8 protein-coding genes are annotated in these 14,721 nt (G+C 40.1%); all 8 read right to left on the bottom strand.

The features are described 5' to 3' along the window. Positions 1 to 25: 25 nt before the first annotated feature. On the bottom strand, positions 26 to 1,270 hold the full coding sequence (locus tag ACHWSC_RS03980) for an exo-beta-N-acetylmuramidase NamZ domain-containing protein (RefSeq protein ID WP_394675857.1): 1,245 nt from the start codon (positions 1,268 to 1,270) through the stop codon (positions 26 to 28). 548 nt (positions 1,271 to 1,818) lie between these two features. Continuing rightward, on the bottom strand, positions 1,819 to 2,820 hold the full coding sequence (locus ACHWSC_RS03975; protein ID WP_394675856.1) for a phosphodiester glycosidase family protein: 1,002 nt from the start codon (positions 2,818 to 2,820) through the stop codon (positions 1,819 to 1,821). A 2-nt stretch (positions 2,821 to 2,822) separates the two neighbouring features. Beyond that, positions 2,823 to 3,626, bottom strand: a complete 804-nt coding sequence (locus tag ACHWSC_RS03970; RefSeq protein ID WP_288066367.1) for a DUF4397 domain-containing protein — start codon at positions 3,624 to 3,626, stop codon at positions 2,823 to 2,825. Between the two features lie 18 nt (positions 3,627 to 3,644). Then, positions 3,645 to 5,225, bottom strand: a complete 1,581-nt coding sequence (locus ACHWSC_RS03965; protein ID WP_394675855.1) for a SusD/RagB family nutrient-binding outer membrane lipoprotein — start codon at positions 5,223 to 5,225, stop codon at positions 3,645 to 3,647. Positions 5,226 to 5,229: 4 nt separating this feature from the next. Then, positions 5,230 to 8,307, bottom strand: coding sequence for a SusC/RagA family TonB-linked outer membrane protein (locus ACHWSC_RS03960; RefSeq protein WP_394675854.1), 3,078 nt, complete (start codon positions 8,305 to 8,307; stop codon positions 5,230 to 5,232). Positions 8,308 to 8,829: 522 nt separating this feature from the next. Beyond that, positions 8,830 to 9,486 carry an N-acetylmuramoyl-L-alanine amidase gene (locus ACHWSC_RS03955; RefSeq protein WP_394675853.1) on the bottom strand — a complete coding sequence of 219 codons (657 nt, stop codon included), beginning with the start codon at positions 9,484 to 9,486 and terminating at the stop codon, positions 8,830 to 8,832. Between the two features lie 60 nt (positions 9,487 to 9,546). Further along, on the bottom strand, positions 9,547 to 11,319 hold the full coding sequence (locus ACHWSC_RS03950) for a SusD/RagB family nutrient-binding outer membrane lipoprotein (protein WP_394675852.1): 1,773 nt from the start codon (positions 11,317 to 11,319) through the stop codon (positions 9,547 to 9,549). A gap of 7 nt (positions 11,320 to 11,326) precedes the next feature. Next, positions 11,327 to 14,485, bottom strand: a complete 3,159-nt coding sequence (locus ACHWSC_RS03945; RefSeq protein ID WP_394675851.1) for a SusC/RagA family TonB-linked outer membrane protein — start codon at positions 14,483 to 14,485, stop codon at positions 11,327 to 11,329. Positions 14,486 to 14,721: the final 236 nt, after the last annotated feature.

Raw genomic sequence — 14,721 nt, 5'->3', positions numbered from 1 at the left:
TTCTAGTTAATATTGTTAGTTATTGCTATTCAAAATCAGTATATAACAAATACTTCTTACGCATTTGTTTATAGTTTTTCAAGTCATCCGACCAAGAAGCGCGAATCTGTGCCTCGGATTCACCCGCAAGAATCTGCTTACGCAACTGATCAGTGCCTGCGAGCTTGTCAAAAAATTCAGGCCTCGCAAAGAAAGTCGATTTATCAGGTGTCTTTTGATAAAAATCCAAGACATATTTTAGTGTGAATTTTTGCTTTTCAGGATCCAAAGCACGTAGATCTATACCATAATTCGTTGCACCTTTTCCTTCCACATGCTTGGACATACCATGACGTTCTCCCGGGGTAAATGTAAAAGAGCCGTACACCGGATTTGTATACCCCAAAACCTGGAATGGCCAATCCGTCCCACGCCCTACCGAAATATCAGTTCCTTCGAAAAGGCATAATGAAAGATACAATCGTACAGAAAGCTGATTGGGTAGACTTGGTGAAGGAATTACCGGTAAATCGTACATCGTTTTGTGATCCCAATTTTGCACCTTTACAACCTGCACATCTGCCTGGCGACCATTTTCTAACCAGTGTTCCCCATTGATCATCTGTGCCAACTCACCAATTGTCAGACCGTGGATCATTGCTATTTTATGCCAAGAAACATCGGATTTAAACTTATCATCATGTCTTACTGGACCGTCGACCTGATCTCCATTTGGATTTGGGCGATCTAATACAATTAATTTTTTGTTATGCTTTGCACAAAGCTCCATCACACGATGTAAGGAGGTGATATAGGTGTAAAAACGCGCTCCGACATCCTGTAGATCGAAAATCATAACATCGATGGAATTGACAATCGAATCCTGTTTCTTATTTCCACCATATAATGTAAATAGTGGTAAACCTGTTTTCTGATCAACATCATTCCCAAACTTCTCGCCACGCTCTACATTACCACGGAAGCCATGCTCAGGAGCAAAGGCAAATTTTAAGTCAACTTTATTATCCATTAAAACATCAACGAGATGTTTTTTATCCGACCCAACAATAGATGTCTGATTCCCCATCACCCCTACTTTTTTACCTTTTAATTGCGGTAGATACAAGGCTAACTGATCTGCTCCTGGCACAACAACCTTGTTCGTTATATCACCAGAAATGCTGTTTCCTGCTTTTCCATTAGTCTGAACAGACTTCAGCGAACTTCCACAAGAAATAAAGAGGGTTATTGAGACCACTAGGACTAGCGTAAATAAGTTAGTTTTTATCATAAGTAGATCATTAGATCATGCACAACATGCAGTATTATGCATGAATAATTGAAAATCAGGATAAAAGTAAGTAGAACTTTTCGATTTTTAAACTACAATTGTCATAAAAACGCAAAAGAAAGTAAGTATTCACTTTCTATTAGGCTATAAAACGAGTAAACCATTTTTTCATTTTTACCTAGGAAATTCATAAAAAACAAAACACAAACAAAAGACAAACAATCAATTACAAAACATAAAACACAAAAAAAAGCAACCTATTAGTGTAACTACAACACCTAAACGTAACAAATACATTACTTTAAAACCATCTCATACAACCACGCATAAACCAGTACTACTAAGCATTTAAACAACTGATTATCATACTTCAGGGCATTATAAGCAAAAAACCGCAACATTCATTTCAAAAACTACCTTTACTTTTCCGCAATTTAACGCAGCATACTGCGCGGCAAACATAATTCCCAACATAGTATGAAATTGATATAACGCATAAAGGCTTTCGGATAAACGATCCGAAAGCCTTTATACACAAAAAATAAAATCTATTTTAACACAAAACCAATCCCATTTGCACTTGAACCGCCTGCTACAGCAACCGGCCTATTTACCACTTTCCAACTTAAAAACCCGGACTGTCCTTCACTTTCTGCACGCTGTACCATGACGGACGCAGTCCCACCATTTGTAACAAAGGCATCCGAAGATCCGATCGACTCCATGATCTTTCCTAAATCGTTGTAAGTGATACCAACAGAAAAAGCATTTGTGCCGCCATCCACAACCACCGCATACAGATAGTTCCTATCAGCATTTAGCCCAACAGCAGTATTAGCCTGAACCGTTGTTACCGTCGAAGTCACAGCGGCACCTTTATATAAAAGCCAGGTACCCCCAGAAACCAAGGAAACTAGATCATTTAAATTATATGCGTCCATTGGAGATGATGCAGACGGCTTGTTTCCAACAAAAACAGAACCATCCTTTTTCACACCTAAAAAAGGTCTTGTATTAGATGTAGCTGTCGTCGTTGTTGTTTTCAACTGTCGGCTTTTAAATACAAACGAACCTGTCGGCGCAGAGGAAGTCACCACATCCCCATTGATTGCTGCTATAATTTTCCCCCCAGCGTGCCCCTCATTATATTTAGCCATATCTCCCAACGTCTGCACTGTAAATAAATAATCATCAAAAGGGCTAAGGGCAGTAACACCTATATTAGTTTTAGAAAGATCCACTTCCAAGATCTGCATACTCATGGCCTGATTTAATTTATTTACATAACGAACGTGTGTGCGCTTTATTCCATCCGTTAGGGTTGTCGTAGAATCTAATTTAAAAATCGCAATGATATCCGTTTTGTCCATGATCTTCTTTACAAGCGCACCAATCTCGTTGTCGGGTGGGATAACTTCCGGAACAGTCACCACAGGCTCCTTCTGCTCAAAAACAGGATAATCATCTCTCTGTTTACAAGATACCAATGAAAGCAGCAAGCAAAACGATACACTTGCACACAATCTATTTCTATATTTTTTATCCTTCATGATCATCGAATTAAGAAAAATGAAACATAAGGCTTCATGATGGTAGAAGTAAAACCATCGTAGCCCAGCGCATACACAGTATATGACCTTCGGTCTAAAATTGCTCCGGCATTTGAATAAGAAGCCAGCACCGACGCATTCGTTATAGGCGCCCCCGCTTTACGTATCTTCCATGTCCGTGCTGTGATACGATTTAGTTCAAAATATGGACTTGTTTCCAAATACTTCACATTTTTAGCTACTAAAGAATCCTGCGTCGGCTCCGCTGTTGCCGCTGCAGCTCCGTAATACAGATCAATAGCCTCTACATTAGGCATTAAATTTGTAAAACGATAGCGCGCCTGTGTGCTATCCGGACGGGTTAAATCTTCTTCATTTAGGATCATTTTTGTGTTTTTTGCTGTATCTGTCACATGCAACGTATAACGTTTGCCGGCCTCAAACTTCACTGTAGATTCGTATAAAATAATAGAGTCCAAACCACTATCGGTTTTATAAGGCAAGCCTACCTGAACGTTGACGGAACCCGATTTCCATTTCAGAAAGTCCGGACGAGAATCACCGCGCGTATTATAGCCTCCACCAGGGAAAGGCTCTCTACCGCGAATAAGTGGAGTAACACGTTGACCATCAAACTTTACATACATATAGCGGTCATCCGGGTAAATGGACGCCATGTTAATTTTAACAATTGCATCGTCAGCACCCATAAATTCCACATCGCCAAAATTCTGTATAGCCTTATCACAAGAATAAAGACCAAAAAGAAACAAGCAGGCGCCCAATATAATTTTAAAACTTTTCATACTTTAATCTTTAAAGGATTAATTATCTTTTGTTACAAACCAGGTCGGCTTGGTGACATAATACGGATCCAAAGCCCCCCACTTATCCAATTCTTTTGCATTCCAGGCATACTCCGAATTATAACGGGGACGAACCCGATAACAGTAAGCCTGATATTGCAAGCCCGAACCGCTGAGTGGCTGATACTGCTTAAAAATACTAGTATCATAGTTATACTTACGTAGATCACACCACTGCTCCAATCCTCCCCAGCCCCATTGGACAATATACTTTTGTCCCATAATATCCGAAAGCATTAAGTCAGCAGGAGTCTGTGGAATTTCACTGCTCGTCAGGTAAGCCTTAATCTGGGTCTCTGTAATTGCGGTTTCACCATTTGTATTGATATACTTATTCACGAAAGTCATATGCGAACGAATCGCATTAAGATAGGCTTGATAAGCCTCAGACGACGCCCCCTTGATGAAAAGCGCCTCCGCCTTAATCAACTGCAATTGCGCATAAGTCATCAGCGGAAAATCAGCTTTATCCCTAAAGATGAATTTCCCTTCATACACTCCACCCACAATTTTCCCGAGAATCGAAGGGATAATTGTGGCCGAATTGGTTACGTTCGGCAGAGCACCGGAAAACACCGTATCAGCCACATTGTCCAAGTTCCTATTGATCATTTTTAAAAGACGCGGATCACTTGCAACACGTGAAGGTGCCGTTACTGTCCCTCGAAGTCCTCCAGATAAGTAACTCACAATAGGCTGACCGGCACGGCTATAGTACGTACTCGTATAAACTCCATACAGCGGTCCCACCACACTCGAGGTTTCCGCCTTATCTCCCGAAAACTTAACGCTTGCATCGTCATCATTCGATGCCAACGATTGATCAACGTAATAGATGACTGAATCCGCATATTTCGACTTAAAATCAGGCTTATTAACCAAATGTATATACTGAAGCGCCCGAATACCATAAACAAATTTGCGCCACTTTCCCATATCACCACGAAAAAGGTTATCTCCTTTTTCCGAGCTCAAATTAGCGCTATAATCAAGCGGACTTTTTTGATCCATATAATATAAGGCAGAATCGCACCAAACTCTAACTTGCGCATAAACGTCTTTTTGATCGTCATACGTAAAGCTAAGCTGATCGCGCAGGGCCTCTTTCATAATAACTGGACCATGATAATCCGTAAGCATTTGGTATCCCCAAGCCTTAACAGCATAACCTATTGCAGCATACTCATATTTCTCATTTTCCACCGCATCCCGGATCATGTTTGCCAGGTTTCGACCATGGTTAAAATAGACCATCCGCCACATCACGCCACCAACATCACTCTGAAGCCTAAATCCATGCCTTTCCCAAATTTTTGAAGCATCATCTGCAGAAGCCCCCATAATAGATTGATTAAACTTATTCATAATGGTCTGATCCTGCGCATAACCATTTGCCATATGAAATATAATCGGAGCCAACAAAATCTCAGCCCTAACATCCTGTGGATACGACGGATTATCATTGATATCCATAAATTTTTTACAACCTGTCATTATCAAAGTCAATAACAACAAAGCTGTGACTATTTTTGCTTTCATAATCTTATAATTGTAAGTTAACGCCAACGTTGAACCCTTTCGGTCTAGCCATATTGCCAAAGTCTATCCCATACCCCCCAATACCTCCAATACCAGTTGTATTCGAATTACTTTCTGGATCCAATCCTGTATAGTTTGTAAACATAATGAGATCAGTAGCTGTAAAAAACGCTTTTAGTGAAGACCTTTCACCCAAGAACCGCGTCAGTCTTTTCGGCAACCGATAACTTAAAGTAATATCACGCAGTCTCATTGTGTAGATATCCCGTTCCACAAACATACCCGGCTCGATATTGGTAAAATAATACGCGGAGGAAGTATATGGTGTTACCGCAATATGGTTGATCGTTGGATTTTCCGAATTCTCCAATCCATCTTTCAAAACACCCCTTATCACCCGTGGATCTTCTCTATTTAGCGTTTTCGTCGACATACCGAGCGTATACATATTGTAATCCAATCCGTTTAACACATCTCCGCCTTTACGCCAGTCCCACAAAAATGTCAGATACCAATCTTTGTAATTGAATTTATTAACGATGCCCAATGTAAACTTAGGTAGACGGTCAGCAATCGGGTAATAGCGATCTGTACCAGCGACCGGCAAACCCGTTGCCGGATCGATCAGTACGTCACCATTTGTATTTCGCATAAACTGCGTTCCGGAAAGCGCCCCCATACTGTAACCTGGCAATACCGCAGAACGCACACCGCTCAGCAACCAGGTATCGGAATCGTACAATTCGGGCAAGTCTTCAGCCAACGACAACACACGGCCTTTATATTGGGTAAAATTGAAGACCAAGTTCCAGTTGAAATTCTTCTTGACAATCGGATTGAATATAGCCTGAACCTCCGTACCCACATTTTTCACTTTACCCCCGTTCATCATTTTCAAAACAAAGCCAGAACCATAACTCAGTCGGGGCAAAATAATCTGTCCATCACTCAGCCTGGAGAAATAACTAAAATCAAAAGAGACAAACTTTTTAAACAAGGAAAATTCCAAACCTGCCTCAAATTCTTTTGTCATTTCAGCAACCAACTTATCATTTCCTCCATTAAAACCATAAGCATAACCACCACCGGTTGAATATTGAGGTTCATAATTTGATTTGATAAAATAGGATCTAAGCGGCCCTTTACCCGTTTTACCTGCCGAAAACCTAATTTTACCATCTGAGATCACATCCGAGACTGCCTTAATTGGATTTAAATCCGTAAAATTAAAGGCCAAGGACCCTGAAGGATAAGAAAAATAAGGATCATTTGGCATCAAACGCGACGTTCCGTCCAAACGGCCCGACAGCGTCAGATATAGCAAGGTTTTGTACCCTAATACAGCCTGTCCGAAGAATCCAATAGAACGGTAGTTGTTGATGACATTTTTTGCCAAACGTGTCGAAGCATAGGTATTATTGATGCTGTAGAAATTTGGATCAAAGAAATTTGTTCCGTACTGCGAATCGGTAATCGAGTTTTGATCACGAATCTCGCCCCCCAGAAATGCATTAATTGAATAATCTCCAAAAGTTTTATTGGCCGAAAAACGGGCATTACCATACAAAATCCGCATATTATTCTGATAAGAACTATACTTACCCCCTGTGGGAGAAGAGGAAGAACCCGAACCAGAATATGATTGTGGATGATAGACGCTTTCACCTTTTGTAGTGGAATAATCAATCCCGACAACACCTTCAAATCGAAGCCAGGACAATGGCTTATAGGTAAAATTTGAGGAAGCCATCGTACGGTTCGTTTTATCATTGGCAATATTCCGATACACATCCCAAAAAGGATTATCCAGCTCATTGTAAATATCCTTGGTATTTAATACGCGATTACCCTTTTCATCTATCCAATTCCGAACATCATAAAGGGGATTAAAGCGCATCAGTGTCATCAAATAACCTGTAGCCCCCTTTCTCGCCTTATCATTATCCGAAAAGATAAAATTAAAGGACGTATTGAGCTCAAATTTATTTGAAAATTTTGCAGTGGAATTTAATCGAGAAGAGAAACGTGTATAACGCGTATTTGGAACAATACCCGTGTTATCATTGTATTCGTTTGACCAGCGATAACTTAGATTTTCATTGCCGCCATTAAAGGTTAAATTATGCTTTTGATTATATCCGTGACGAAAGAAATTTTTAACATTATCCTTATGCAAAAGCATGTCATCCTTATATTTCGGACCCAATGCATAGGAAGATGTCCCATCATAATTGCCATTGAGTCCCTGCATGTAGGTATACTGCCGCTCGGGAAATTTATTGACAAACTCCATTCTTCCTGAATAGCTATAATCAACTCCGAATTTACCACTCTTGGCCTTCTTTGTTGTAATAATTATCGCTCCACCAGCACCTGAACTACCATACAATGCCGTCGCCTCCGGCCCCTTCATCACTATATACGTTTCAATATCCGAAGGATTAATATCCAGTGCCCGATTGGAATAATCCAAATCCCGGTTGGCTCCATTCATTGCTAAATCATTTTCATTGACTGTCGAATTATTAATTGGCACTCCATCGACAACAATCAATGCATTATTATCCCCAGAGATAGAGGCAAAACCCCGAAGCACAATTTGCGCCGAAGCACCAGGCATACCCGAAGTACTGTTAATGGATAAACCTGGCACACGCCCTTGCAAGCCTTGAAAAAAACCTTCCCGTTGCGTATCTGACACATCATCCCCGCTTACTTTCGGCGTAGAATAACCTAGCGATTTTTTGGAACGCTCGATTCCCATTGCCGTTACTATCACTTCGTCTAATGACGCCGTATTTTCTTTCAGAACCACATTGACGACCGACCGACCATTTACGGCAACTTCCTCCGACTGATACCCCACATATCGGAATATCAAAGAAGCACCTTCAGGAATTGTTATCTTGTAGTTACCTTGACTATTTGTTGCTGCCTGCGCTCCTTTTCCACTCTCCCGCACGGTCACTCCCGCCAAACCGGATCCACTCGCATTAGTCACTTTACCGGTAATATTTTTTTGTGCCAGAGCAACACAACAAAAACACAGTAAACCCCAAAAAATGAGCAAACTCCTTTTCATAATTTTAAATTTTAATTAATAAGATTAGTTTAGTTTTAAAATAGGATGCTCCGTACCTAGTACGGTAACAAAACGCAAAAAATGCATATTATTCGTTCATAAGCATGCGTTAATTTTAGGTATAAATATCGGTTTGTACTTCTTTTCAGATCTAATATAGCATAAAAATGCATAAAACAAGACATAATTTTTATTTTTAGAACACAAATCAAATCACATCCATCATAAAAACGAATAATAAGGCAAAAAAACAAGACATTCAGAATATTACAAAAATAGAATAGTAGATCTTTCATTCAATATATCGAATAAAAGCGCAATCATAGTAATTTATAACACAAGTAAGATAAAACGCAATAAAAAGCAAATAAGCGAACAATACGCACTATTTTGAACACACATAATTTCGCTTAAGGTAATTTCTAGAAATTATTGGACAGAAGAGACCTGCATACGCTGTACAGAGTCTTCATAGTTGTTTCAGGAAAAACTATGGGAAGAGCAGGAGAACAAAAAAAGAGACTAAGGTAGTCTCTTCAATTTTAAATCGCTTAATTCGGATCTCAATTCATTCATAAATTTATCTCCCGGATCATCTTTACCCGTGATATAATTGGGATCAGTTTCTTTCCACCAGCTTGTTTTCTTAAAACGTTGGTACTCATGGTGACCCAATACAAATTCAATGGGGTATTTTTTACTGAGATAGCGGATCAGTTCTTCATTGGCTTTTAGTTGCGCATCGGTCAATGGGTTCTGACGGCTACCTATATTCTCAATACCGATCGCGCAATAATTGAGACCTATCGTATGCCGCGCAAAAATAGAATCCGGCAGAAACTGGTAAATAGTCCCATCCCGATCAATGACAAATTGCGAAGAGACGTTCAATGGACTGGCCTTGGTCAGTTCCGGACGCCCCGGAAGCCGTACGGGATTAAAGGTGTTAAAAGTTGCCTTTACACTGTTATTGGCCGTCCAATGTACCACCACCATTTTAGGATGGATAATCGGTGTTGACTGCGTCAGACCATGCCGATTTTTCAAATAATCCAAAGACAGCTGAATACGTTCTTGATTCCAAGTAATCGGTTTTTGAACAATCTTGGGTGATTGTGCAAATCCTACAGATGCCAACAGCAACGCAACAGCTGTCGTTAAATAATTAGTGAATTTCATACGTTAAAATTACAAAAACAAAGCCGTTAAAAAACGGCTTTGTACAATACATATTTTATATTATTCGGCAATATCCCACCATACTGGATAAGACCAAATATCATCACTTAAAGCATTAGGATGTGATGCCATTAGGCTTTGCGCATTGTAGTTGATCTCATGCGACACTTGTCTAACACGTCTAAATTGTTTACCATCGGGTATTTTAGTTTTCGCGGCCGCTGTAACCGTGTACTCATGGGGAACGCTCCAGCCAGGATATACATTAGCACTAAAATCATAACGCCGCATATCATTCCAGTTCTGTTGCGTAAAAGACATCGCTATAAACTTTTGTGTCATAATTTTCGGCAGTGTAATATCTGCAGCAGTTCCAATACCTTTATTGATAAATTCATCAATTTTACTTTGAGCCATTGGAGATTTGCTCTGATTGACGTTGCCATAAGTAGCCAACTTAAGATTCATTAAGTCAATATGCCCTTGTATAGCAGTTTTATAAGCAGCAAAAGCACCTGCCTTATCACCTTTTTTAAATAACACCTCCGCCTTAATAAAATTCATTTCAACAGATGTTAAGAGATGAGTCGGTGCATCGGGTCGCGAATAAAAAGTTCCACTTGCAGCAACAACACCGTCGTCCCATTTATAAATATCCGGTGTTTTCTCGGCCTTTGCATTCGAGGTACTCCTAAACGAAACATATACGGTGTCACCCCAGCGGGCAGTGTTCGCTGAATTGATATACCAACTATGCGGAGCCACCGAACGATTATTACTTTCAATAGCAACATCTTTAGCGTTATATGAAGCCACAATAGGACCAGATTTCATACGGATATCAGACTGCATATCAACCCCTTTAGAACGTACCATTTTCTTCGGAATACCATATTCCGCCCACGGAATCAACTTATCTGCCCTCGGATCTTCGACATTTTTGTTATCAAAATTGGTCAATAAATTCTCATACCATTTGGTCACCAAAATATTGGAATTCATCCCCACATTATCATAAACAATGGAAGTCTTAACTGGATCTGCAAACAAAATATCGCCAAGATTATCCCCCTGTACGTCAACATGATTTACAATTGTACTTTCATTAATAGATAGTGGCGCATTATTTAATGCAGCCAAAATATCATCAGGCTTGTACAAACTTGATTTTTTCGATAAGTTATTTAACCAGCGCGCTTTTACTCCATAACACATCTTTATCCATTTCGAAACATCCCCACCGTTCCAGCTATCTCCCGCAGACAAAGCCGTCGCTGTGGCAGGTTGCTCCATCTTGAGATAAGCAATAGCTTCATCAATTTCCTTTAGGCAACCTTCAAAAATAGTTTTTCCATCATCAAATTTGGGGGTGATAACATCTCCCAATGCTTCTGTATAAGGCATTTCCCCATACCAATCTGTCATCAGCATAAAACCCATGGCACGAATTGCCTTCATCGCACCAATATAATGATAGGCATTTTCAGCTTTGGCTTTTACCTCTAAATCAGAGAAATTGGCCCCTGCTCCCACAAAAAAGAACTGATAAGGTGTCGTCGACATCCCTGCAATGGGGTTCCAACCAGCAATCATACTGTTGGAAGCGGTACCATTCGTAAAACTCAACTGTTGTGTCACATAACCCGCACGCGCCCCAGCAGTACCTTGCGCATATAAATAATAATGCTGAATCCATGCCAATCGACTATCAACCGATGCTACCGTACTAGAAGGTGTATTGGGATCCACATTGATATCCAACCAACCCTTGCTACAGGAAGAAAGACTAGCCACCCCTATCAACAAAGCCAATAAATATTTTGATTTTTTCATAATGTGCTTAGAATTTTAAATTAACACCAAAAGTTACACCTGCAGTGCTTGGCACTCCATTATAATCAATACCAACAGAACTCGAACCTGTCACTCCCGATCCTGCTGCACTAGCTTCTGGATCCAATCCTTTATAATTAGTCAAAAGCCATAAATTCGTACCTGTCAGCGTCGCGGTCAACCCTTTAATAACTTTGGAAACATTAGATTTTTTAAGCAAAGAATTTCCGAAATCATAAGAAACGGAAACAGTGCGTAATCTCAGCCAATTGGTTTTCGTCATAAAATTGGCACTTTCTTTTATATAATGTACCCCCCAATAGTCTTGAATGATCTTTTTACCACTTGTTTGCGCCCCACTCACCAGATAAGATTCATTTGCATTGAATGTAAATGTTTTATCCTCATAAACTGGAGCTGCAGCTGTCCCAGTATTCACAACACCAGACAATGTCAATTCATCACGCTCCAATGTACGCATGCTCAATCCATTAAGTGTCATCGCATAATCTGTTCCGTTATAAATATCACCGCCAATACGATAGTCCAACAAAAATGAGAGGTTGAAATTTTTGTAGGTCAAACTATTATTTAAACCGCCAATTAATTTCGGCTCCCGATTACCGATATTATACGTCGTCGCATTATCACTAGTTGGCATTCCCGTATTGGCATCAAGGATCAACTTACCATCCGGAGTACGCGCATATTTTGATCCAGAAATACCCATAAAGCTTCCACCATTGAATGACGCAGCCTTAGCATTACCAACTTGCACATCCGTTACATAAAGAATGTCCACGCCAGAAATCAGGTTATCTACTGTCCCCTTATTCCGAGACATATTTAAGGTAACATCCCATTCAAAATTTTCTCTTTTTATAGGTTTACCCGTTAATGAGAGCTCCATACCTTTGTTGTAAATATCGCCCGCATTGACCGAGACAAAAATATAGCCCACAGACTGTCCTAAACGTGGTGAAAGGATCTGATTATACGAATTATTGGTATAATACGCGTAATCTACGCCCAATCGACCGTTTAAGAAACGTAGTTCAGCCCCAACTTCAAAAGATCCCGTAGTTTCTGGTTTAAGATTTGGATTCCCTTTTGTCCAGCTATTTCCTGTTCCAATAATTCCACCTAAAGATTCCCTAGGTGTCCACAGATAAGTATTTGTAGCATATGGTGTAGCGTCCTTACCTACACGGGCCCAAGAAGCGCGCAACTTACCAAAGCTCAGCCAATCTAGCCCTTTATCTTTCAACAACTCCGTAAAAACAAAACTTCCTCCCACAGAAGGATAAAAATAGGACTGATTTGCAACCGGGAGCGTGGATGTCCAGTCATTTCGACCGGTTACATTTAAGAAAAGGAAATTTTTATAGGAAGCCCGTAATTCACCATATAGGCCATATAACCTCTTCTTGGAGGTAACTTCATCAAAAAGCTTATTTGCTTTATCAATATTTCCAAAACTATAGAAGTTATTAACGACAAAATCATACCCCATCCTTCTATTTGTATTCACCTTGGTCTCTTCAGCAAAATAACCGACCATGGCCCCTAAATCAAAATCACCTATTTTCTTATTAAAGTTAGACATTAAATTAGAAGACCAATAGTTGAATTTCAAATCATTCTCAGACATCATACCGTTTTGCCAAAGTTGTTTAACAGCTCCGTTTTCGGCAATTAATGTAGAGTTTTTAGTTAAATAACTATCCATCCCAACACGATAAGATACATTCCACCAATCAAAAATATTCATATTGGCATTAATACTTCCTGTAATCCTTTCTGTATTATCGGTTAGTTTATTTTTATTGATCGTCCAATATGGGTTTTCAACATCATCCTGAAGTTCCTGCAAACCTTCGAACATCCGATATTTAGTTCCATCATCATTCAGATATTTCTTCATATCATCACTCCTCGACCAGCCGTAGACCGAAGAAATTGCTCCAGCTCCCCCAGAACCATACAGCCCCGCCGAAGTTAAAGTCTTGTCGGTATTGGCTAAAGTATAGGCCACATTGGCCCCTACACTTAATTTTCCAAATTTTTGATCACCATTAAAGCGAAAAGCTGTTTTTCCATAACCCGTTTCCGGGATAATACCTTGTTGATCAAAACGAGATCCTGACAAATAAAAAGACCCATTCTTATTACCACCGGTCATGTTGACTGTATTATCAAAAACGGTAGCCGTCCGAAAAAAGTCCCCAACATTATCATAAACTTTTTCACCTGAATTGAAAGCCTCTCCCCAAGATTGCGTTGTATAGTTATCTAAAGTCCCAGCACTGTTATAGTATCCACGCTTGTACTTACCTTGTTGTTCAGGCAAACGATTAGCCCAGCTTGCAGAAAAACGACTCGAAAAGCCTATTTCCACACGCCCTTCACTACCACGTTTCGTCGTAATAACAACCGCTCCAGCTGCTGCACGTGATCCATATAACGCCGCTGCTGCAGGGCCTTTTAACACGGAAACATTTTCAATATCTTCCGGATTAATATCCATGACACGGTTACTATTGGAAGTTGACGTAGCCTGCATTCCATCAAATCCACTATTTCCTCCAATGGGCGTTGAATTATCGTAGATAATACCGTCGACAACAAATAAGGGCTGGTTATCCCGCTCAAGTGAGGTACCGCCCCGAAGGATAATCTGCGCACCTGCACCTGCTGCTCCAGAAGATTGTGTTACGTTTACCCCAGCAATCTTACCGGCCAATGAATTGACCACATTGGCGGTCTTATTCTTCATCAACTCATCCGATTTAATATCCTGAACGGCATAACCGAGTGCTTTTTTTTCCTTCTTAATTCCCATTGCCGTCACAACCACCTCTTCAAGCGCCTCCTCACTGCCAGAAAGCGCAACATTGATCGTTGCATTTGTCCCGACTAATTGTTGTCTTTCCTGAGAACCCACGGCTCTAAAAATCAAAATATCACCTGGCTCTGCATTGATGGTAAAACTTCCATCGGGCTTGGTTTGTGTACTGACGGATTTACCTTTGATGCTCACGGTTACATTAGGCATTGTACCACCATCAGAGGCATTCGTCACTTTACCCGTTACAGTTTTGGTCTGTGCCCATAAACTGGTTGACAGCATCACCCCTGAACAGAATAAGAGAAATTTTTTATTCATGGTTTTTAGTTAGTTGTTAATAATTTTCCATAACGGGCGGTTCCAACCCCAGGTTTATATCAATTACTACACAATAGTATGAAAAGCTTCCTATTTTTGCAAGCTTATGCGTAATTATTTGAAAAAGAAATAACAATAAACACATTAACGCACAATATGACAACAAAAAAGCCATCAATCCACCTGAAAACAGATGCAAAAACGCACAGCACAGCAAAATAAAAACCAAAACATCT

This window comes from uncultured Sphingobacterium sp. (assembly GCF_964277905.1).
Lineage (GTDB): Bacteria > Bacteroidota > Bacteroidia > Sphingobacteriales > Sphingobacteriaceae > Sphingobacterium > Sphingobacterium siyangense.
This window is presented reverse-complemented; position numbering and strand designations above follow the sequence as displayed.

Bases quoted from the DNA above. Each gene is read 5' to 3' on its own strand.
- ACHWSC_RS03980 (WP_394675857.1), bottom strand. From the start codon at position 1,270: ATGATAAAAACTAACTTATTTACGCTAGTCCTAGTGGTCTCAATAACC.
- ACHWSC_RS03975 (WP_394675856.1), bottom strand. From the start codon at position 2,820: ATGAAGGATAAAAAATATAGAAATAGATTGTGTGCAAGTGTATCGTTT.
- ACHWSC_RS03970 (WP_288066367.1), bottom strand. From the start codon at position 3,626: ATGAAAAGTTTTAAAATTATATTGGGCGCCTGCTTGTTTCTTTTTGGT.
- ACHWSC_RS03965 (WP_394675855.1), bottom strand. From the start codon at position 5,225: ATGAAAGCAAAAATAGTCACAGCTTTGTTGTTATTGACTTTGATAATG.
- ACHWSC_RS03960 (WP_394675854.1), bottom strand. From the start codon at position 8,307: ATGAAAAGGAGTTTGCTCATTTTTTGGGGTTTACTGTGTTTTTGTTGT.
- ACHWSC_RS03955 (WP_394675853.1), bottom strand. From the start codon at position 9,486: ATGAAATTCACTAATTATTTAACGACAGCTGTTGCGTTGCTGTTGGCA.
- ACHWSC_RS03950 (WP_394675852.1), bottom strand. From the start codon at position 11,319: ATGAAAAAATCAAAATATTTATTGGCTTTGTTGATAGGGGTGGCTAGT.
- ACHWSC_RS03945 (WP_394675851.1), bottom strand. From the start codon at position 14,485: ATGAATAAAAAATTTCTCTTATTCTGTTCAGGGGTGATGCTGTCAACC.